The sequence below is a fragment of the Enterococcus sp. 10F3_DIV0382 genome, assembly GCF_002140245.1.
Lineage (GTDB): Bacteria > Bacillota > Bacilli > Lactobacillales > Enterococcaceae > Enterococcus_B > Enterococcus_B lactis.
Genome location: NZ_NGMF01000001.1, coordinates 1,926,621 through 1,948,308 on the forward strand (window position 1 = coordinate 1,926,621; position 21,688 = coordinate 1,948,308).

General features: G+C 39.0%; 20 protein-coding genes and 1 pseudogene. 3 read left to right on the top strand and 18 right to left on the bottom strand.

Going from position 1 to position 21,688, the window contains the following annotated elements:
• Nucleotides 1-117 precede the first annotated feature (117 nt).
• The 3 genes from parC to A5849_RS09725 all read right to left on the bottom strand — a co-directional run bounded on the left by parC (nt 118) and on the right by A5849_RS09725 (nt 5,225).
• Nucleotides 118-2,568 carry a DNA topoisomerase IV subunit A gene (parC, locus tag A5849_RS09715; RefSeq protein WP_002316184.1) on the bottom strand — a complete coding sequence of 817 codons (2,451 nt, stop codon included), beginning with the start codon at nt 2,566-2,568 and terminating at the stop codon, nt 118-120.
• An 11-nt stretch (nt 2,569-2,579) separates the two neighbouring features.
• Entirely contained in the window at nt 2,580-4,625 is a 2,046-nt protein-coding gene (parE, locus tag A5849_RS09720; protein WP_002335004.1) for a DNA topoisomerase IV subunit B, read from the bottom strand.
• Nucleotides 4,626-4,790: 165 nt separating this feature from the next.
• The gene (locus A5849_RS09725) at nt 4,791-5,225 is read right to left on the bottom strand and encodes a CoA-binding protein (protein ID WP_002309549.1); all 435 of its coding nucleotides are present in this window, start codon (nt 5,223-5,225) and stop codon (nt 4,791-4,793) included.
• 126 nt (nt 5,226-5,351) lie between these two features.
• Here A5849_RS09725 and plsY point away from each other — a divergent pair, with 126 nt between their 5' ends.
• On the top strand, nt 5,352-5,990 hold the full coding sequence (plsY, locus tag A5849_RS09730; RefSeq protein ID WP_002309550.1) for a glycerol-3-phosphate 1-O-acyltransferase PlsY: 639 nt from the start codon (nt 5,352-5,354) through the stop codon (nt 5,988-5,990).
• 143 nt (nt 5,991-6,133) lie between these two features.
• Here plsY and A5849_RS09735 read toward each other — a convergent pair whose 3' ends face one another.
• The 10 genes and pseudogenes from A5849_RS09735 to ylqF form a co-directional block, all read right to left on the bottom strand.
• The gene (locus A5849_RS09735) at nt 6,134-7,009 is read right to left on the bottom strand and encodes an aldose 1-epimerase family protein (RefSeq protein WP_002309552.1); all 876 of its coding nucleotides are present in this window, start codon (nt 7,007-7,009) and stop codon (nt 6,134-6,136) included.
• 80 nt (nt 7,010-7,089) lie between these two features.
• A complete protein-coding gene (gene codY, locus A5849_RS09740) occupies nt 7,090-7,881 on the bottom strand; it encodes a GTP-sensing pleiotropic transcriptional regulator CodY (RefSeq protein WP_086310064.1) in 792 nt (263 codons plus the stop codon).
• A gap of 15 nt (nt 7,882-7,896) precedes the next feature.
• Nucleotides 7,897-9,297, bottom strand: a complete 1,401-nt coding sequence (gene hslU, locus A5849_RS09745; RefSeq protein ID WP_002313868.1) for an ATP-dependent protease ATPase subunit HslU — start codon at nt 9,295-9,297, stop codon at nt 7,897-7,899.
• A 13-nt stretch (nt 9,298-9,310) separates the two neighbouring features.
• The gene (gene hslV, locus A5849_RS09750; protein ID WP_002290221.1) at nt 9,311-9,859 is read right to left on the bottom strand and encodes an HslVU peptidase proteolytic subunit; all 549 of its coding nucleotides are present in this window, start codon (nt 9,857-9,859) and stop codon (nt 9,311-9,313) included.
• 35 nt (nt 9,860-9,894) lie between these two features.
• Nucleotides 9,895-10,800 carry a tyrosine recombinase XerC gene (gene xerC / locus A5849_RS09755; protein WP_002345058.1) on the bottom strand — a complete coding sequence of 302 codons (906 nt, stop codon included), beginning with the start codon at nt 10,798-10,800 and terminating at the stop codon, nt 9,895-9,897.
• A 197-nt stretch (nt 10,801-10,997) separates the two neighbouring features.
• A pseudogene (gene trmFO, locus A5849_RS09760) lies at nt 10,998-12,373 on the bottom strand (FADH(2)-oxidizing methylenetetrahydrofolate--tRNA-(uracil(54)-C(5))-methyltransferase TrmFO).
• Nucleotides 12,342-14,420, bottom strand: a complete 2,079-nt coding sequence (gene topA, locus A5849_RS09765; protein ID WP_002345057.1) for a type I DNA topoisomerase — start codon at nt 14,418-14,420, stop codon at nt 12,342-12,344. The pseudogene trmFO and the gene topA overlap by 32 nt, the downstream one beginning before the upstream one ends.
• Before the next feature lie 121 nt (nt 14,421-14,541).
• Entirely contained in the window at nt 14,542-15,399 is an 858-nt protein-coding gene (gene dprA, locus A5849_RS09770; RefSeq protein ID WP_002345056.1) for a DNA-processing protein DprA, read from the bottom strand.
• 55 nt (nt 15,400-15,454) lie between these two features.
• Nucleotides 15,455-16,222: a ribonuclease HII gene (locus A5849_RS09775; protein WP_002309565.1), complete on the bottom strand. Its 768-nt coding sequence runs from the start codon at nt 16,220-16,222 to the stop codon at nt 15,455-15,457.
• Nucleotides 16,215-17,075, bottom strand: a complete 861-nt coding sequence (gene ylqF / locus A5849_RS09780) for a ribosome biogenesis GTPase YlqF (protein WP_002309567.1) — start codon at nt 17,073-17,075, stop codon at nt 16,215-16,217. The genes A5849_RS09775 and ylqF overlap by 8 nt, the downstream gene beginning before the upstream one ends.
• Before the next feature lie 260 nt (nt 17,076-17,335).
• On the opposite strand from ylqF, the gene A5849_RS09785 reads away from it, so the two are divergent.
• Together A5849_RS09785 and A5849_RS09790 are read left to right on the top strand one after the other, a co-directional pair.
• The gene (locus A5849_RS09785; RefSeq protein ID WP_002309568.1) at nt 17,336-17,734 is read left to right on the top strand and encodes a VOC family protein; all 399 of its coding nucleotides are present in this window, start codon (nt 17,336-17,338) and stop codon (nt 17,732-17,734) included.
• A gap of 236 nt (nt 17,735-17,970) precedes the next feature.
• A complete protein-coding gene (locus A5849_RS09790) occupies nt 17,971-18,513 on the top strand; it encodes a folate family ECF transporter S component (protein WP_002313872.1) in 543 nt (180 codons plus the stop codon).
• Between the two features lie 87 nt (nt 18,514-18,600).
• Here A5849_RS09790 and lepB read toward each other — a convergent pair whose 3' ends face one another.
• From lepB to A5849_RS09815, 5 genes are all read right to left on the bottom strand, one after another.
• Nucleotides 18,601-19,152 carry a signal peptidase I gene (lepB, locus tag A5849_RS09795; RefSeq protein WP_002313873.1) on the bottom strand — a complete coding sequence of 184 codons (552 nt, stop codon included), beginning with the start codon at nt 19,150-19,152 and terminating at the stop codon, nt 18,601-18,603.
• Nucleotides 19,153-19,301: 149 nt separating this feature from the next.
• Nucleotides 19,302-19,529 carry a YozE family protein gene (locus A5849_RS09800; protein WP_002309571.1) on the bottom strand — a complete coding sequence of 76 codons (228 nt, stop codon included), beginning with the start codon at nt 19,527-19,529 and terminating at the stop codon, nt 19,302-19,304.
• Entirely contained in the window at nt 19,526-20,044 is a 519-nt protein-coding gene (msrA, locus tag A5849_RS09805; RefSeq protein ID WP_002309572.1) for a peptide-methionine (S)-S-oxide reductase MsrA, read from the bottom strand. Before msrA ends, A5849_RS09800 begins: the two co-directional genes overlap by 4 nt.
• A gap of 19 nt (nt 20,045-20,063) precedes the next feature.
• Nucleotides 20,064-20,777: a YpmS family protein gene (locus A5849_RS09810; RefSeq protein WP_025478090.1), complete on the bottom strand. Its 714-nt coding sequence runs from the start codon at nt 20,775-20,777 to the stop codon at nt 20,064-20,066.
• 5 nt (nt 20,778-20,782) lie between these two features.
• A complete protein-coding gene (locus A5849_RS09815) occupies nt 20,783-21,676 on the bottom strand; it encodes an SGNH/GDSL hydrolase family protein (protein WP_002316172.1) in 894 nt (297 codons plus the stop codon).
• Nucleotides 21,677-21,688 lie beyond the last annotated feature (12 nt).

The window sequence follows — 21,688 nt, forward strand, 5'->3', positions numbered from 1 at the left end:
ATTGTGAACACTTTCATCTTTTTTTGCAAACGTATAAGGATTTATTAAAAATGAATGAAAAAGAGGGGCCATCTGTATTAATACAGATGGCCCCTCTTCACTAAAATACCATAACAGTTATGATTCAATGAAAATCTCAGGAGCATCGATAACTTCGATGACTTCTCCACCTTTTTTCTCGTCCATAGCAAACGAACCATTCGATGTTCGATCACCTATAGGAAAATCCGTTGGATCAATCGTTATCTGTTGTCCTTTTTGATTCATCAAGGTTATTTCTTTTGATCTTCCTTCCGACATATAGATAATACGGTGCGGATTTTTTTTCAGCTCACGCATGACCGTCACTCCCCGCTTCGCACGTGAAGTTTGGCTGATTTCTTGAGCAAGCATGCGTTTCACGGCTCCTCGCTGAGTAACGATTACGATTGGCGTATCTCCGTCTGCTAACACAAGCAGCCCATTGACAATCCTATCTCCATCTTTCAAATTCATAGACTTCACTCCAGCTGCCTTTGCTCCAACAACGGGAACATCTGTTAAAGGATAGCGCAAGCCCATTCCTTGATGCGTTACTAAGAACACATCTAAGCCTGGCTGATCTTCTTTCAGATATACAGCAATAAGTTCATCTTCTTCCGCCTTTAGCTTCATACAGCTGAGCGGACGGCTCTTATAGGTGCGCCATGGTTCGAACTCTGTCATTCGTGTTTGCTTGATCAATCCATTCTTGCTGATGAATACAAATGTTTTTTCTGCTTGGATTTTTTGATATGGGAAAACAGCTAAGATCGATTCATCTACAGACAGATTGGAGATTGTTTGAGAAATGTGTTCGCCAGCATCTTTCCATTTCAAATCGGGTAGTTCATGAACAGGACGGTAGATCACATTTGCTTTATTCGTAATCAGAAGAACATGGTCCAATGTGCTCAATTCACCTGAGTACAGCAAGTAATCGCCTTCTCGCATCCCGATTTCTTCTGGTTTCGAAGCACTATAAGAACGAAGGCTTGTTCGCTTCACATAGCCTTCTCGCGTCACACTGACGATTACGTCTTCTTGCGCCACTAAAACTTGCGTATCGATTTTGATTTCTTCGATTTCGTCTTGGATTGTCGTCAGACGAGCGGAAGAGTAATTTTTTTTCACTTCTCGCAATTCTTTTTTCATAACAGAGAAAAGCTCTTTGTCGTTTGAAAGGATTTTATTCAACTCTGTGATTTGTGCAATCAAGCTTTCGGCTTCCTTTTGAAGCTCTGTGATATCTGTGTTCGTCAAACGGTATAGTTGCAATGTGACGATTGCTTCTGCTTGTTCTTCTGTAAATTGGAAAACATCGACTAAATTCTTTTTAGCATCTTTTTTGTCTTTACTTTCACGAATCGTTGCGATTACTTCATCCAGAATCGATAAAGCTTTCATCAGGCCTTCCACGATATGCTGTCTTTTTTGAGCTTTGGCTAAATCGAATTGGCTGCGTTTTGTTATGACTTGCTTTCGATGCTCGATATAACTTCTTAAAATGTCTTTCAGTCCAACTTGGTGCGGAGTCATATGATCGATAGCGACCATATTAAAATTGTAATTGATCTGTAGCTCAGTGTTTTTGAACAAATAATTCAAAATTCCTTGAGCATTGGCATCTTTTTTCAATTCAACGACAATTTGCAGACCAGTTCGATCACTTTCATCTCGTACTTCAGCTATTCCATCGATTTTCTTATTCAAACGGATCTCATCCATTTTTTTCACCAACGTCGCTTTATTTACTTCATATGGGATTTCAGTGATCACGATTTGCTGTTTATTGCCCTTCATTGCTTCTATCTTTGTTTTCGAACGAAGAATAACTTTTCCTCGCCCTGTTTCATAAGCTTTTTTGATTTCATCTTTCCCTTGCAAGATCCCTCCTGTTGGAAAGTCAGGTCCAGGAATATATTCCATCAATTTTTCAAGGCTCGCTTGTGGATGATCGATCATATAGATTGTGCCGTCGATCACTTCAGCTAAGTTATGAGTCGGGATTTCTGTCGCATATCCAGCAGATATACCTGTCGATCCATTGACTAGAAGGTTTGGGTATCGAGCTGGAAGGACTGTTGGTTCTTTTTCTGTATCATCAAAATTCCACACGAGATCGACTGTTTCTTTTTCGATATCTGCTAGCATCTCTCCACTTAACTTGGATAATCTGGCTTCAGTATAACGCATCGCAGCAGGTGGATCACCGTCCATACTCCCATTATTCCCGTGCATTTCGATCAGTACTTCCCGCAACTTCCAATCTTGGCTCATGCGGACCATCGCTTCATAAATACTGCTGTCACCATGAGGATGATAATTCCCCATGATATTTCCGACAGATTTTGCTGATTTACGGAATCCTTTGTCATACGTATTGCCATCTTTGTTCATGGCAAATAATATCCGGCGTTGCACTGGTTTCAATCCATCACGGATATCAGGCAGTGCACGTTCTTGGATAATATATTTGGAATAACGTCCGAAGCGGTCACCCATCACTTCTTCTAAAGTTAATTCTTGTACTTCTTGTCGATTTTCCATCAGGTGACCTCCTATTCTACTTCAAATAACTGATTGTCTTCTTTTTTATCTGCTCGTTCTTCATCTAATAATTCATTAGAAACTGAAGGAGAGATTTCAGTATCCTCTTTTTTATCTAAGATACTGCCATCTTCTTCCAACGTAAATTGTACGTGATTTTCGATCCATTTTCTTCGAGGTTCTACTTTGTCACCCATTAGTGTGGTTACTCGACGCTCAGCTTGCGCAGCATCGTCGATACGGACGCGAATCAACGTACGGGAAGTTGGATCCATCGTTGTTTCCCACAATTGTTCCGCATTCATCTCTCCAAGTCCTTTATATCGCTGTAGCATATATCCTTTGCCGACTTTTTTAATCATTGCTGCCAATTCGTCATCTGTCCACGCATATTCAATGACTTGCTTCTTCCCTTGTCCTTTGGATACTTTATATAAAGGTGGTAACGCGATATATACTTTCCCAGCTTCAATCAGCGGTTTCATATAACGATAAAAGAAAGTAAGCAGTAATACTTGAATATGGGCGCCGTCTGTATCCGCATCGGTCATGATGATTACTTTGTCGTAATTACAGTCTTCGATAGAAAATTCAGGGCCGACTCCTGCACCAATCGTATAGATCATCGTATTGATTTCTTCATTTTTCAAGATATCTTGCATTTTTGCTTTTTCGGTATTGATGACTTTTCCTCGTAAAGGTAGAATTGCTTGGAACTTTCTGTCTCTTCCTTGTTTAGCAGATCCGCCGGCAGAATCCCCTTCGACTAAATACAATTCATTTTTCTTAGGATTTCGGGATTGTGCGGGTGTCAATTTTCCTGAAAGAAGAGATTCGCCTTTTTTACGCTTCTTTCCATTTCGGCTTTCTTCTCTGGCTTTACGTGCTGCTTCTCTCGCTTCTCTCGCTTTGATTGCTTTACGGACCAACATCTGGCTCATTTCGCTATTTTCCTGCAAATAAAAGCCCATTTGTTCACTGATGACGTTATCTACTACGGTTCGAGCAACTGGCGTACCAAGTTTTTCTTTCGTTTGACCTTCAAATTGCAGAAGATTTTCAGGTACACGGATAGAGAGAACAGCAGCTAATCCTTCTCTGAAATCACTACCTTCCAGATTCTTGTCCCGTTCTTTCAGCAAGCCGACTTTTCTCGCATATTCGTTATAAGATTTCGTCATTGCCGCTTTCATTCCAGCTTCATGGGTTCCACCATCTTTTGTTCGAACATTATTGACAAAAGATAAGACATTTTCTGAATACCCGTCATTGTATTGATAAGCGACCTCTACTTCGATACCTTCTTTTTCTCCTGAAAAATAAACGACCGGTGTCAATGTATCTTTTTCTTCATTCAGGTAATCAACAAATTCTTTGATTCCTTCTTCATAATGGAAAACTTCCTTGACTGGTTCTTCTCCCCGAAGATCAGAAAGTGAGATTTTAACGCCTTTTAGAAGAAAGGCAGATTCTCTTAACCGTTCGGCTAAAATTTCATATGAAAATTTTGTTGTACTGAATATTGTATCGTCTGGTAAAAAATGGACAATCGTCCCATTTGCTTTTTTTGTTTTTCCTATCTTTTTCAACGTACCGTCAGGTTTACCGCCGTTTTTAAATTTCTGCTGATACTCTACGCCATCTCTAACGATTGTTACAGTCAGCCATTTCGATAAGGCATTTACCACACTGGCTCCTACACCGTGAAGCCCACCAGAAGTTTTGTATCCTCCTTGACCAAACTTTCCGCCAGCATGCAGCACAGTAAAAATCACTTCAACTGTTGGGATACCGGAAGCATGCATCCCTACAGGCATCCCACGTCCGCTATCTGCAACAGTTATACTATTGTCTTCATGGATGGTCACATCAATCTCACTGCCATATCCTGATAATGCTTCATCAACTGCATTATCGACGATTTCATAGACTAAATGATGCAAGCCTCGGCTGTCAGTGGATCCAATGTACATCCCTGGTCTTTTTCTAACTGCCTCTAATCCTTCCAATACTTGGATGGACGAGTCATTATATTCGTTGTTTACTTTTTTTGCCAAGGCAAACGCTCCTTCAATAATACTTTGCGGCAAAACCGCACCACGATTATCATACTAGAAAAGGTCGTGAAAAAAAAGAGGTTAGATGAGAAATCAATTTTAATTATCTCCTAACCGCTTTTTCGACATTCCTCTCTATCGATCATCTCTTCTTTGTGGTCATTTTTATTTTTGGTTTTCTTTCAACTTACCAAGTTCAATCTTGATACAGCGATCCATTACGACGTCTGTGCGTCCTGCTTTTCTTAGCATCTCATCTGCTTCTTCGTTTTCGATCCCTAGTTGTGCCCAAAACACTTTAGCATCGGTTTTCAAAAAATCAGCTGCTACTTCAGGTAAAAATTCGCTCCGTCTAAATACATCTACGATATCGATTGAATCATCGATTTCTGTTAAATTTGCATAGACTTTCTCTCCTAGAATTTCTTCACCAGCCAATAATGGATTTACTGGTATGATTTTATATCCATTGTCTTGCAATACCTGTGCAACCATGTAACTTGTTCGCTCTGGTTTATTACTCAAGCCTACGATGGCAATATTTTTTGCTTCTTTCAAATAGTTAAAAATCGTTTCTTGTGTTGGATTTTTTATAGACATTTCTGTCACCCCTTGCTTTTCTTTTTATTTCATCTATTATACTTCTATCTTTCATTTTTTCAATTGTTCCTGTTACCTATTCATGCTAAAATAAAGGATAGTTTTCAACTTGAGAGAGGGTAAAAAATGAAATTGATCTTATTACTTATTTTAGCATATCTTTTAGGTTCTATTCCTTCCGGCGTCTGGATTGGCAAATTGTTTTTCAAAAAAGATATCCGGCAACATGGGAGCGGTAATACTGGAACCACCAATACATTTCGGGTATTAGGCAAAACCGCCGGGATTGTTGTCCTTCTTATGGATATTTTAAAGGGTACATTGGCTACTTGTCTGCCGATGATTTTTCACCTTTCTGGGATTAACCCTCTTTGGTTTGGGGTATGTGCGATTCTTGGTCATACATTTCCGATATTTGCTGGGTTTAAAGGAGGAAAAGCTGTTGCGACAAGTGCAGGAATGCTTTTAGGATTTAATCCTGTATTTTTTGTTTATTCCTGTATCATTTTTATCGTTAGTCTATTTTGTACAAGTATGGTGAGTTTGAGCAGTATGATCAGTGCAGCGTTGATCACTTTCTCCACGATCGTCCTTCCTTATGTAGCTCCTGTGATTTTGGCTAAGCCCAATTGGTTGCTGACGATCATTGCCTTTTTAGTCTCTTCCTTTATCTTCTATCGTCATAAAGACAATATCAAGCGTATCAGAAACCATACGGAAAGTCGAATCCCATTTGGTTTGAACAGCAGCAAGAAAAAATCCTGACATTTTTTCAGTCCAAAGAGATAAAACAGGAGTGTGACATGGATTTGTCACACTCCCTTTTTTCGAACAAACGGTATTCCAGAAGCTGACCACTTCTGTCACAACCTCTTATTACTTGATGTAGAATAGCTTTTTACACCCTCTTACTTCACTGTGATCGAATATTTTGTCTTGAAGATTTCATGGGCACCTAGTTGATTGATTCCTACTTTTTCCATCAAGTTTCCACTGCTATTCACCGTGTCAGCAATTCCACACCATGGTTCGATACACACGAAAGGGGCTTCTTTTGGATAAGGAGACCAGATTCCTACATAAGGCATATCTTTATAGCTTAAAGTTATGCTATGGTAAGATTTTTCACTCCGAATGGCGTACGCATTTAGTCCTCTTGTTTCAAAAACCAATGCATCTTGATCAAAAAGTTCACGATTCAAAGCCAGATTCGTATTTGTCTGTCCTAACGTCTTTTGTTCCATATCAATGAATGGGCCTTTTAAAGGTAGGCGTAATCTTGATTTCAATGGAGAAAATGCTAGATAAAAGTCTTCGAATGACAATCCTTCTTCAAGAGGTACATTGAAAGCAGGATGTCCACCGATAGAAAAGAACATTTCTTCTTCACCTGTATTTGCTACTTGGTAATGGACCGTGATACCGTCTCCTCCTAATTCATAACTAATCACTAATTCAAAATCAAAAGGATATTTTTCTAATGTCTCCGGTGTACTCCGCAAGATGAAACTAGCCATTTCTTGTCCATGTTCAATGACTTCAAAATCCATATCTCGGGCAAATCCATGTTGTCCCATTTGATATGTTTTCCCTTGGTAAACATACTGGTCATCTTTTAAACGTCCAACAAAAGGGAATAAAACTGGTGCATGTCTGCCCCAATACGCTGGATCACCTTGCCAGATATACTCTAAACCGTGTTCTTTTGATTTTAAACTGATCAATTCCGCACCGTGTTCAGCGATTTCAGCGATCAGCTGGTCATTTTGAATAATAACAGTCATTGCCATTCCTCCAACTTCGACTTACTTTTTAAAATGGGAAGGCTGGAGCAAACATCTGTATCCGCCCCAGTCCCTTGTTTCTAATAACTATGTTTTGCTAATTCTTCTTTAAAACGGGAATTCAATACTTTTAAATAAGTTCCCTTCATGCCTAACGAGCGAGATTCAATGATTCCAGCTGATTCCAATTTTCGTAAAGCATTGACGATCACAGAACGAGTGATTCCGATGCTATCGGCGATATTAGAAGCAGTCAAACGTCCTTCATCTCCATCCAACGCTTCAAAAATGGCTTGTACAGCCTTTAACTCGCTGTAAGACAATGTGTTGATTGCCATTTGAACAGCCGTCGCACTCAGTACATCAGCTTCGATACTTCGAGACTTCTGATAAAGGATCTGCATACCGACAACCGTAGCTCCATATTCTGCTAAGACGAGATCGTCATCTGCAAACGATTGTTCCATGCGAGACAAAATGATCGTCCCCAGACGTTCGCCAGCTCCAAAGATTGGAACGACAGTCGTCAAACCAAATGGGTATTTTTCTCTTGACTCTACCGGAAACGCAGTGATATCACTTGTAATCGGGATATTAGCTTCAGTTTTCATCAGCTGTGCCACTGTATCAGTGTAAGATTCAGGAAATTGTTTCTCAACAAACATTGATTTGATTCGTTCATTATTCACATCGTGGCGTTCATTGTAACCTAGTAATACTCCGTCACTTCCTATGATATAGGTGTTGCTGTCAAGAATACCACCTAATGTGACAGCCATTTTATCGTAAGGCAAATCTGCTTGCATGTCAAAAGTATTCTTTTGCTGCAAAAGTGTGTTTATCTTGCGAGTTTTCGTTAGCAAGTCTGTCATTGTCGTCCTCCGATTTTATAAAATATAGCGACTTAAATCTTCATTTGCCGCAATTGAGCCAAGTTTGTCATCAACGTATGCTTCTGTGATCGTTATTTCACCCATTTGCATATCTGGTGCTTCAAATAATAGGTCTTCTAATAATTTTTCCAAAATAGTGTGCAGTCTACGTGCACCGATATTATCTGTGTCACGATTGACATCGAAAGCAATTTGAGCGATCCGTTCAATTGCTTCTTTTGTAAATGTAACTGACACATTTTCTGTACCAATCAATGCTACATATTGTTTTATCAAAGCATTATTCGGTTCAGTCAGAATTTTCACAAAATCTTCAGCTGTCAAATCATCTAATTCTACCCGTATTGGGAAGCGTCCTTGAAGTTCTGGAATTAGATCACTTGGTTTAGACAAATGGAAAGCTCCTGAAGCAATGAATAGGACGTGATCTGTTTGAATGATCCCGTATTTTGTGTTTACTTGTGAACCTTCGACAATTGGCAATATGTCTCTTTGGACGCCTTCTCTGGATACTTCTCCAGATTGCTGTGATTTAGAAGTAATCTTATCGATTTCATCGATAAAGATAATCCCACTTTCTTCCGCTAATTTGATTGCCTCACTATGGATATCAGCATCCTTGACTAGTTTTGCTGATTCTTCTTTGATTAATAACTCTAAAGCTTCTTTGACTGTTACCGTCCGTTCCACTTTTTTCTTCGGTGTTAGAGCACCTAACGTTTCATTTAGGTCGATCCCCATTTGCTCCAATCCATTGTTCATCATTGGTGCAGGTTTCTTTTGATCTTCGACTTCAATGGTTACTTCACGATTGTCCAGTAATCCCTTTTGTAGTTGTTCCAAAATTGTACGGCGGTTGATCCGAATATCTTCTGTCACTTCTTCTTGTGGTTCAGCATTGTTTTGCTGACTAGCATTAAAAAGATTCATCATTTGTTCAAATTGATTAGTGGATTGTTTCTGTTCTTTTTTTATACCAGGCACTAAGATTTTTACCAAACGTTTTTCAGCATTTTTTTTAGCACTTGTGTATACACGGCTGTATTGCTCTTTTTCTACGATTTGGATCGCATTTTCCACTAAATCCCGGACCATTGATTCTACATCTCTTCCAACATAACCGACTTCAGTAAATTTTGTTGCTTCGACTTTGACAAATGGTGCATTGACGATTTTGGCCAAGCGTCGCGCGATTTCTGTTTTACCGACCCCTGTAGGTCCGATCATCAGCATATTTTTGGGTGTAATATCTTGTTGCATTTTTTCATCTAACTGCAAACGGCGGTAGCGGTTACGCAAAGCGACGGCAACAGATTTTTTTGCTGCATGCTGTCCTACGATGTACTCGTCTAATTCACTTACGATTTGTCTTGGTGTTTGTTTCAATTCATACATATTTACTCACCTCTTACAGTTCTTCTACGATAATATTATGATTAGTAAAGATACAGATGTCTGCGGCAATATTTAACGCATTTTCTGCAATTTCTTTCGCACTCATGTCATTTTGAGCATAATTTTTCATTGCTCGGGCTGCGGCCAATGCAAAATTCCCGCCTGATCCGATAGCTAAGATGCCATCATCTGGCGTAATCACTTCTCCTGTACCTGAAACAAGAAGCATTTCTTTCTCATTCATTACGATCAGCATCGCTTCAAGTTTTTGCATAGATTGCTGTGTCCGCCATTCTTGAGCTAATTCAACAGCCGCACGTTGCAGATTTCCATTGTATTCGTTCAATTTGCCTTCAAATTTTTCTTCTAAAGTAAACGCATCTGCGACACTTCCGGCGAAACCTACAACAACCTCTCCATTGTAGATACGTCGTACTTTCTTTGCTGTACCTTTCATGACAACAGATTCACCCATTGTTACTTGGCCATCTCCAGCCATGGCAAATTTTCCGTCTTTTTCGACAGCACAGATTGTGGTTGAATGAAATGGTGATTCGACCATGTTTGTTTCCTCCTAAATTTGTTCTTTTCCTTATTTTACGCTCTTGGATGGAATGAACGATAGTTTTTTTGTAGACTTTCTTTTGTTACATGGGCATAGATCTGGGTAGTTGATAAATTGGCATGTCCTAACAATTCTTGGACTGTCCGCAAATCTGCCCCATTATTTAATAAATGAGTGGCGAATGTATGGCGCAGCATGTGGGGATGGATATCGCTATCCAAGCTGCTTTTTTTGATGATCTGATTCAAGACATATTCAATACCAGTAGGCGTGATTGGTTTTCCATGATGATTCACAAAAACAATATCATGCTCTTCGTGGTATTTTGTCATCAATACCTGACGGCCTTCTGTGAAATATTCTTGTAGAGCATCTTGGGCAAAAGAACCTAGCGGCGCGTATCTCTCCTTGTTTCCTTTACCATGAATCAACATGACCTCTGAATCAAAATCAACGTCTGATACCAACAGATTACTACACTCGCTTAAACGGATACCAGATCCGTAAAGGACTTCCAGCAAAGCGCGGTTCCTCAAATCTAGAGGACTGTCTCCTGCTACGCTGTCAAAAAGTGCTTGCATTTCATTTTCATAAAAAAAGCGTGGCAATCTCAAATTTTTCTTTTTGAGATGAACGTAAGAAAATGGATTTTCTTTTATCACTTCTTCTTTGAGAAGGTACTGATAAAACGAACGTAGGCTAGCTATCTTGCGACTGATAGAGTTTCTGCTATAGCTGGGGCGATGATCAGCTAATGCACTCAAATAGACACGAACCGTAAAGTATTCCGCCTTCAGCAGATCAGCGTCTCCAGATTCCTCCAAGAAATGTTTAAAATGGAGAATATCTTCTTCATATGCTTCTTTCGTTTTTTCTGAATATCCTCTTTCGACAATCAAATAACGCAAAAATTTTTGTTCCCACGTGGCTTCCGTCATTTTCTCACCTTCCTTTTGTCCCAGAGAATAATTTAGCACAGCGTCTACAAAAAGACAAATAAATTGTCAGAATTTAACCAATATTTCTAAGTTTGTTCACAATTAATGCAATTCCTCACATTTTGTTTGAGAAATCCTTAAGGAAAACGCAAGAAAAAGAGCGAGACTATCCGTCTCGCCCTCTTCATCGAGTTTGCTCACTCATTTGGGACTGCTGTTTTTCTAATTCTTTTTTTATTGTCTCATTAGCTTTTAAAGCACGTTGGGCAATTGCTTCATATCTTGCTTTTTTGTCTCGAATGCGTTCCGGCAATTCAGGAAATAGACCGTAGTTGGCATTCATTGGTTGGAAATGTTTTCCTTCCGCATGAGTAATGTAATAAGCCATGCTTCCAATAGCTGTTTCTTGTGGAAACTCGACTGGTTCCATTTCTTTTGCTAAGCGTGCCGCATTGATTCCAGCAAGTAATCCACTTGCTGCACTTTCAACATAGCCTTCTACACCAGTCATTTGACCTGCAAAGAACAAATCTTCGCGTTTCGTTGATTGATACGTCGGTTTCAGTAATTCTGGCGAATTCATAAAGCTATTTCGGTGCATAACACCATAGCGAACGAATTCAGCATTTTCCAATCCAGGAATCATCCGGAAAACACGTTTTTGCTCGCCCCATTTCAAGTGAGTTTGGAAGCCCACGATGTTGTATAAAGAAGCTGCAGCATTGTCTTGACGTAGCTGGATAACAGCATAAGGACGTTTGCCAGTTTTAGGATCTTCCAGCCCAACTGGTTTCATAGGACCAAAAAGCATTGTTTTGAAACCACGCTGTGCCATTACTTCGATTGGCATACATCCTTCAAAATATTTTTCTTTTTCAAAAGATTTAAGTTCTGCCACTTCGGCATTGATTAGTGCCTCATGGAAAGCTTTGAATTCCTCTTCTGTCATCGGACAGTTCAAGTAAGCTGCTTCTCCTTTGTCATAGCGGGACTTCAAATATACTTTATCCATATCGATCGTAGCTTTGTCTACGATCGGTGCAGCTGCGTCGTAGAAATAAAAACCATCTGAACCATTGAATGCTTTGATACTTTCTGCCAATGGATGAGAAGTCAACGGTCCTGTTGCTACTACGGTGATTCCTTCTGGTATTTCAGTAATTTCTTCGTTTATCACTGTTACTAATGGATGCTCTTTGACTTTTCGGGTAATCGTTTCAGAAAAAGAATCTCGGTCAACAGCTAAAGCACCACCAGCTGGCACTGCTGTTTCATCTGCCGAAGTGATTACTACTGAATTCAATCGTCGCATTTCTTCTTTCAATAATCCTACTGCGTTAGCCAAACTATTTCCTCTTAGTGAATTGGAACATACTAGTTCAGCAAAATTACTTGTGTGATGCGCCTCAGTCGATTTGACTGGACGCATTTCATATAAACGGACAGGTACTCCTGCTTGTGCGATCTGCCAAGCAGCTTCACTTCCGGCAAGTCCTGCTCCAACAACATTTACCATTTTCAATGAAAGAACCTCTTTTCTATTATTTTTGGATGTCTTCTTCGTAGTCTCCATTTACACAGACTACTTGTTTGCCACCTTTGACTTTCTTCTCAACCAGATATCCATCACATTTTGGACAATTTCTGCCCACTGGTTTATCCCAAGAAGTGAATTCACATTCTGGAAAACGAGAACAACCGTAGAACAGTCTGTTTTTCTTAGATTTTCGTTCGATAACTTGCCCTTCATGACATACTGGACAAGTCACACCGATTTCTTTTACGATTGGTTTGGTATTCCGACAATCAGGAAAATTGCTACAAGCATAAAACTTCCCGTATTTCCCTAATTTTATCACCATCGGATGTCCACAGACATCACAATCGAATCCTGCTGGTTCATCTTTGATTTGGATTTTTTCGATTTTTTCTTCCGCATTCGTCAGTTCTTTTTCAAACGGTTTATAGAAACGATCGACTACTTTGACCCACGCTTCCGTGCCTTCTTCGATTTTATCCAAATCTCCTTCCATTTCTGCTGTGAAATGGACATCGACGATTTGAGGGAAAAATTCACAGATCAGCGAATTGACAATCTCTCCTAATTCTGTCGGCTCAAATCTTTTTTGTGTCAATTTTACATAGTAGCGTCTTTGGATCGTATCAAGTGTTGGTGCATAAGTGGAAGGTCGCCCTACCCCGTTTTCTTCTAGTGCACGAATCAACGTAGCCTCACTGAAACGTGCAGGTGGTTGAGTAAAATGCTGTTTTGGTTCAATATCAACAGATTGGACGACATCGCCTTCTTCAAGTTCTGGAAGAATATTTTCTTTCTCTTCTTTGCCGTCGTCTCTACCTTCCACATACACTTGCATGAATCCTTTGAATTTGATTTTTGAACCGTTCGCAATGAAGATCACACCATTTTGTTCTAATGTTACTTTCATTGTATCTAAAATAGCCGGCGTCATCTGACTAGCCACAAAACGTGACCAGATCAATGTATAAAGTTTCAATTGATCTTTATCTAAATATTGTTTGAGTTCTTCTGGTGTACGAAGCACACTCGTTGGACGCACAGCTTCATGGGCATCTTGTGCGCCTTGAGCATTTTTGATCTTTCGGTGATCATGTCTAGAAAATTCTTTTCCATACGTATCTTCAATAAATGCTGCGGCCTCTGCTTTTGCTGTATCGGCAATCCGGGTAGAATCAGTACGCATGTATGTAATCAAGCCGACTGTTCCTTGTTTACCCAAAGTGATTCCTTCATATAATTGTTGTGCTACCATCATGGTTTTTCTTGTTCGAAAGTTTAATTTACGGGCAGCTTCCTGTTGCAGGCTACTTGTAGTGAAAGGATTCGCAGGGTTTCTTTTGCGCTCTTTCTTTTCTACTTTTTTTACTTCGAAGTCTGTTCCATCAATTCTAGCAGTGACTTCTTTTACACTTTGTGCATCTGGTAACTTCTTTTTCTTACCGTCGATTCCCCAGAAATTTGCTTTGAATTTCTTGCGAGCTTTTTTAAAATTACCGTCGATGCTCCAATATTCTTCTGGAACAAATTCTCGAATCTCTTTTTCACGGTCAATAATAATTTTTAAAGCGACAGATTGGACACGTCCTGCACTTAACCCTTTCTTGACTTTGCGCCAAAGAATAGGGCTGATCGAATAACCAACGATTCTGTCTAAGGTACGACGAGCTTGCTGTGCATCTACTAAATCTACATCGATCGTTCTTGGTTCCTTAAAGGCTGCTTTGACTGCATCTTTTGTGATTTCATTGAAGACCACCCGATTTTTTTCTTTCAGATCCAACCCAAGTAGGTACGCTAAATGCCAAGCAATTGCTTCTCCTTCTCTATCCGGGTCACTTGCCAAGTAAACTTTTTGAGCTTTTTTTGCTGCGGCTTTCAGGCTTTTGATGACATCGCCTTTTCCGCGTATAGAAATATAATGGGGTTCATAATTGTTTTCAAAATCGATACCCATTTTACTTTTCGGTAAATCTCTTATATGACCAACACTGGCCATTACTTTATAGTTTCGTCCAAGATATTTCTCAATCGTCTTGGCTTTTGCAGGTGATTCTACAATCACTAAATATTTATACGCCATTACTGAATGGACTCCTTTCCATTGTCGTGTTCCTACTATTAAAAGAGGATTCATACAAATCGTAGCTAATCATATCCATTCAGAAAACGTTTGTCAAGAAAAGCAAATGAAAAGTATGGTGTTATTCTTTAAATTCTGCCAAGATATCTTCACCCGAAACCGTGCAAACTGCACCGTCTTGGATCAAATGATGACATCCGGCAGAATGTTCTGTTAAAATATTTCCTGGAACAGAAAAAACTGTTCTTCCAAGATCCAATGCTTGCTGGGCTGTTATCAGAGAGCCGCTTTTTTTCTTGGCTTCAAAGACACATGTTCCTTTAGACAAAGCTGCGATAATACGATTTCTCATTGGAAAACGATGCTTTTTCGGGCCGGATTGAGGAGGATATTCACTCAAAAGAAGATGATCATTTGCAATCACCTCTTGCAGGTCACGATTTTCAGCAGGATAGACTTGCTCTATCCCTGTTCCAATGACCGCGATTGTCCGTCCACCATGAGAGATTGCTGCTTGGTGACTGTAGGTATCTATCCCTTTCGCGCAGCCACTGACGATTACATATCCAGCTTCTACCACTGGTTTTAGTAAATAATACACTGTTTTTTTGGCTAAAGCAGAAGTACGTCTTCCACCAACAACGCTTAACATATTACAAGAAAGTAAAGATAGGTCACCACTGTAAAACAGGACAATTGGCGGATAGGTCAAGTGAAGCAACTGAGGGGGATAGTTGGGATCAAAGCAAGTAATAAACGACTGTTTCAATTGGATTTTGCCCCAATTATCGTGAATTTCATGCCAACTTGTACGGAACAGCTCCCGATGTGCGGTGATTTTTCTTATCTTAACGACGTCTTCAAATCCGATTTCTTTGTAAGGATACTGCATCATCCAGTTAGCAAGTGCCCATTTCCCTTGGCTACTAATTCCTTTTGCATAAGCAAGTTTCAATAAATTCTCTTCTATTTGATACATCATAAAACCGCCTTTCGTCTCTCTTTCTAATAAGATACGTAAAAGCGGCTGTTTTTTATTGTAAATATTTTTTTACAGGTGCAAAACTTTTGCGATGGATTGGCGTAATCCCTTGTCTTTCAAGTCCTTCTAAATGTTCCTTTGTTCCATAGCCTGCATTATGCGAGAAACCATACCCAGGATAAAGCACGTCATATTCTTTCATCAATTGGTCTCGATATACTTTAGCAATGATACTTGCAGCCGCAATCGACACAGATCGTGCATCCCCTTTGATTATTTTTTCCTGCTGTATAGACAAATCCAAGGTCATCGCATCGATCAACAAATAGCTTGGTGCAATAGACAAGTTTTCTACTGCTTGGATCATCGCCAATTTACTTGCTTCATAAATATTCACTTCATCGATTGTCTGCTGATCAATGATTCCGATCCCGATGGCCAAAGCTTTTTCTTGAATTTGTTGAGAAAGAAGTTCTCGTTTTTTCTCTGATAACTGTTTTGAATCATTCAGCCCTAATATGATCTCATTTTTCGGCAAGATAACTGCAGCTGCCACGACAGGTCCAGCTAACGGTCCTCTTCCTACTTCATCAATGCCGGCAATCCATTGGTGACCTTGTGCGTACCCTTGTTTTTCAAAGCAAAACATTTCTTCATATTTTTCCTTGATCAATGCCTCTTTTTTCAATCGTCGTTCAAAAGAAACTAGCGCTTGCTGTACGCCTTTGCGTGGATCGTTCCTCAATGATTCTAGTGTAGGATCATCTATTCTCTGTATGCTTTTCAATCGTTCTTTGATACTTTGGATGGATTCAGTCATCGCTTTTTTGCTCCATTTCTTCGCAACGATCCAATGTGTATCGACCAAGTTTTCCTTGACGGATATCATGCACGACTAATTCGCTGCCACGATCATAGTCTTCTTTATACCCACGTTTTGCTGTGATATCCATCAGCAATTCCGGTGCCAATTTTTCTTCTTGCTCGATTGGCAAACCATAACGATCGCTGATTCTTCCTGAATAATATCGGGCAAAAAAGTCCAATCCGTAAATCGCCAAATCATCTAAATGGACAAGTTGGTCTTTGATGGCGCCTGTCAGCGCTAGTTTTTTGCCGATTTCTTCATCTTCAAATTTGGGCCATAAAATCCCTGGTGTGTCTAACAATTCCAACTCGTTACCCAAACGAAGCCACTGCTGACCTTTTGTTACACCTGGTTTATTTCCTGTCTGAGCAATTTTTTTGCCTACTAGTCGATTCATCAACGTAGACTTTCCAACATTCGGAATACCCAATACCATTGCCCGAATAGCGCGAGGCTTGATCCCACGAGCAGCGTCTCTTGCTCGTTTTTCTTTCAACGCTTCTTTGGCTGCAGGTACTAGCCCTTTGATTCCTTTACTTTCTTGTGCCGTGATAGCTAACGCAAGGTGGCCTTGCTTACGAAAATATTCTTGCCACAGCTTTGTCTGTTGTGGATCTGCCAGATCCGCTTTATTCAACAAAACAAGCCGAGGCTTTTGCTGAATGATCTGATCTAACATTGGATTACGAGAAGATAAAGGTAAACGTGCATCTACCAATTCAAATACGATGTCCACATATTTCATTTTTTCAGAAACTTCTCGTCGGGCTTTTGCCATGTGTCCTGGAAACCATTGGATGGTCATTGTTCTCTCCATTCCTTTCATATCGGAATATTCTCCGACTTTACTTGTTTTTTATTTTTCAATATATATTCACTTTTTTCTATTATAAAAAATCCTATCTATTAGTTAAGTGAAAGTGAACCAGTCCTCATTCTATCACATCTTCTCTTTTTTGATGATGTAAATTTTTTATTTTGATTTCTGTATACGAGTCTGATTTTTCGACAGCGCTTCCTAAATAAGAGATGATAGACGAACAATGCAGAAAGGAGACGAAACAAATGAATAGTATGGTTTTTGTTAATTTTCCTGTTGCCGATGTCAATCGTTCCGTTGCTTTTTATGAAAAGCTTGGGTTTAAAAAAAACGAAGAATTCTCTACTGAAGAAGCTAGTTCAATGGTGTGGGATGACACTTTTTGGGTGATGCTCCTCTCTCATGATTTTTATAAAAAATTTATAAAAGATAAAGAAATAGCCGATAATAAAAAAACAAGTGGCGCTTTGATTTCGTTTAGTATGGACAACGCGGATAAAGTAAAAAAATTCGCTCAAATTGCAAAAGAAAATGGTGGTGCTTTCCACGAAGTCGATATGGGAATACCTGAAGAAGAAATGTTTTCATTAGAAGTCCAAGATTTGGATGGAAACACATTAGAACCCGTATGGATGAAGATGTAAGCAGATAACGAAACTGACGTTTTTATAACAAAAAAATAGAGATGGATGATGCGATAAGTATTCTCCACCTCTATTTTTTTCGATCGTACAATTGCCTTTTTTACAGTTTATAAAAGCAGTCTTCTTCTCATTTTATTAGTTGTTGGATGGTTATTTTTGTAAATCGCCAAGGTGTCATGACACCTTGGCGATTTTATGGTATCCTTTTCTTATTAACTGACAAAGGAGAGAATATTTTGAACACTTTGATTGCAAAAGACGTTTTTAGATTGCCCGAAATGAATGCAAGATTGTTATCGACTTCTGCCCTTTTATTAGCTCTTGATGTCATCTTATACAAGATAGCGATTGGTCCTGCTTATTTTCAAGTCACATTCGGATTTTTAAGTATGGCACTTATGGGTTATCTATATGGGCCGATCTGGGCTGGTTTGCTTGAAACGTTGTCGAACACTTTGAATTTCACAATATTTGGTTCAGGTACGTTTCAAGTTGCTTTTCTTATCACAGCATTCCTTGGTGGGTTTATCAATGGCTTATTTTTATATCATAAAAAGATAAACCTGCTTTCCGTCATCGCTGCCCAACTATTGATTATGATTCCAGTTAGCCTTTTTATCAATTCTTGGCTGATGTCTGTTTTGTTTGGTGCAGATTTCAAAGTGATTTTTCTAGGTAGGGTTATCAGGAATATGATTCAGATCCCTATTCAAATAACGGTTGTTTATTCATTTATCAAAGCTTTAGAGGCTAGAAAAGTGTTTAAACGAGCTGTTTGATTTTATCTACTAAGGTAATATGCTGATTTTGGACCAAACGATAAAGAGGTTGTGACAAAAGAATGGTCACAACCTCTTTATTGTTTCTCACTGAATCCATTTTATTTCATCAAGCGGATAATAAACGAATCTTGCTTTACCTAAAATATCCGTTTTATTGATCGTACCAAATGAGCGGCTATCTTTTGAAACTCTTCGATTATCTCCAAGTACAAAATAACTATCTTCGGGAAGCTTCGATTGTCCCGTCAGTTCTTGTAGTGTGAAGTCCGTCGTATAGGATGCATTTGCATGATCTGACTTTATGTTTTTAGTTAGATAAGGCTCCTTCACTACTTTTCCATTGATCTTCAATTGATCATTTTGGTAGCTAACATTTTCTCCTGGAAGCCCAATCACTCGTTTGATATAAATCGTCCCATCTGCTAATTGAAAAACAACAATATCAAATCGTCTGATCTCCGAAAATTTTTCCATCACAACCATGTCGCCTTGTTTCAACACATTTTCCATTGAATTGCCTTCTACTGGTACAGGGATGAACAAAAATCCCCGCAACATGAACGCAATGAATCCAGAAACAAGTAAGTATTTGAATATAAGCCAGAAGCGATCAATATAGCGTTGTTTTTTTGTCAATCTCTATCAATCCATCCTTCGTTTTTTCCTTCTTTCTTTATTATAAGAAAAATATCAAAAAAATGCGACTAGATAGCTGAAATAAAAATAATTCTTTCTATCAAGCTGTTGGACAAAAAGCGCTTGGATCATAAATGGAAAGCCAATTTTTATAAGTCATGATTGTTCTCTAAATATTTTTCCCAAGCTTCGTCAAAAATATCCATGGATGGCAAATAGTCGACATTCAATTCTAGATAACTAGAAATTTCTTCGTAGCTAGAGCTGTGCTTAGGGAATTGGATATCTTTACCGGCTTCTGTAGCAAAAATAGATAAAGTATCATGTGCACCACCGCCTCGCAGTGTCATTAAATAGTGAAAAAAGCTTCGATTCACCCTTCGTTCCTCCAATTTTCTTCAATAAAGGCAGCCCGGCGTGCATGGTTTCTTTTAAAATTTTCAGGATGCTTTTTATAATACTCTTGATGGTCTTCTTCTGCTAGATAAAATGGTTGGGCTGGTTCGATTTTCGTAACGATTGGCTGTTCGAAACGTCCACTTTCAGCTAATTGTTTCTTACTATTTTCAGCAATGATCCGTTGTTCTTCTGTCAAATAAAAGATGACCGGACGATAATTGTCGCCGCGATCCTCAAATTGTCCGAAAGCATCAGTCGGATCCGTTTGCTGCCAGTAAAGTTCTACTAACTGTTCATATGAAATCAATGTTGGATCATAGATAATCTCCACTGCTTCCGTATGTCCAGTCGTTTGGCTTTTTACTTGTTCATAAGTTGGATCTGGTACGTGTCCTCCAGTATATCCTGACATCACTGTATGAATACCCGGAAGCGTATCGAAAGGTTGGATCATACACCAGAAGCAGCCTCCTGCAAATATTGCTCGTTCCATTATTATTCCTCCTCTAATACTACTCATTTGATGTTTTTTTGTTCTCTTTTGTCTTGCTTTCAGTACTGCTGTTGCTAGTTTTGTTTGTATTTGAGTTGCTTGAAGCATCAGAGGTATCTTTTGGCAAATATAGACTAAATCGAATGTCATCATTTACTAAGTCGATTTTATCTGCTTTAATATACATCCCGTTTTGCATTCGGAATTGATCCAATCTAAGCATGATAGTCAAATCATCTGTATTAACTTCGATCCAATCTGGCAATTTATAGTTTCTCTTGATCATATTCATCACATCTTTGATTGGCAAACTCAAGGTTCCAATAGAAAGACTTCTAGCTTTTAGTTGGACATTTCCATTTTCCATCACATAAGGATCAAAATATAAATAGAAATTGATAGGAAAACCTAATACTTCGAAAGTACCATTGAGTAGTGCTTCATTTTCCAAATAGAATTTATATTCGATATCACTATCTTTTTGATACTCACTAAGGAAAAAGCTAATGATTTGATTGACTTTTTCTTTATTTGAATTGATTGTGAGGACAGGATCGCCTTGCCTTTCCGTGAGGGCAGGTATTTCTGGGAGTTCTGGTTCCCGATTAGCAAAAATACGGCTACCTAAAAATACTGTCGAACCGAGTACTACCCCAAGAAGGATAAGAAAAGCGACTTTCCAGTAATTCGTTTTCTTTGCTTTGTTTGAAGTTGCTCCAGACCTTGTTTTCATGTTTTTTACTCGTCCTCCTTCTCTAGCCATTGGTTTTGTGTCTCGATCAGCTGATCTCTCACTGCATTTGCCATCAATTGATAACCTAAATTATTCGGATGGAAATGATCTTCTTCGTAAAGCACATTGTTTTTGATGCCATTTAGATTTTCTGTCGTGCTAGTTGTTTGATCTGTGCCTTCTTCTGTGACACCTACTTCTTGATTCAATCCTTGATAAAGCAAGTCATTGATTGGAATAAAGTAGCAGTTCGGCATTTTTTTTGTCACCGTTTCTGTTCCTTTGTTCCAATTATTAACGATGGTCTGCATGTCAGTGATTTCAGGAAAGTTCAAATAAAATGGATTGTAGATGCCTAAAATATAAATTGGCGCAGTTTTATTGAGGGATCGAAATTCTTCCAATAGTTCTGTGACATTTTCCTGATAGTTTTTCATCGGTTTTTTAAAGGAATTGACCGTTAACCCGAACAAATTATTTTGGATAACTTTCATCAAATCATTTCCGCCAACAGTCAGCGTGATAAAATCAGCTGTTTTGATATTGTTTCGAATTTCTTCTTTTGTTTTTACTCGCTTTAAGATCTGGTCACTTCGTTCACCATTTACACCATAGTTTTCTGTTTCAACCGCAGTCAAATTATAACGGTCTTTTAGATCATTTGCGACAAGGGGAACGAAGCCTCCTTGTTTGGTTTGATCCCCTACTCCTTCAGTCAGCGAATCTCCGATAGCTATGTAGTGAAGTTTTTCTTTTTTATTTGGATCTTCTCTCACAGTAGTTACTGGTTTCATTAGAGGGCCAGCTTTCGGTATGGAAGCAGCTAGACCTGCATAGATGATGATCGCAATTAATAATGGGAACAAAACGAGGATCAAATGCCGTTTCGTTAATTTCATCTTTTCACCTCT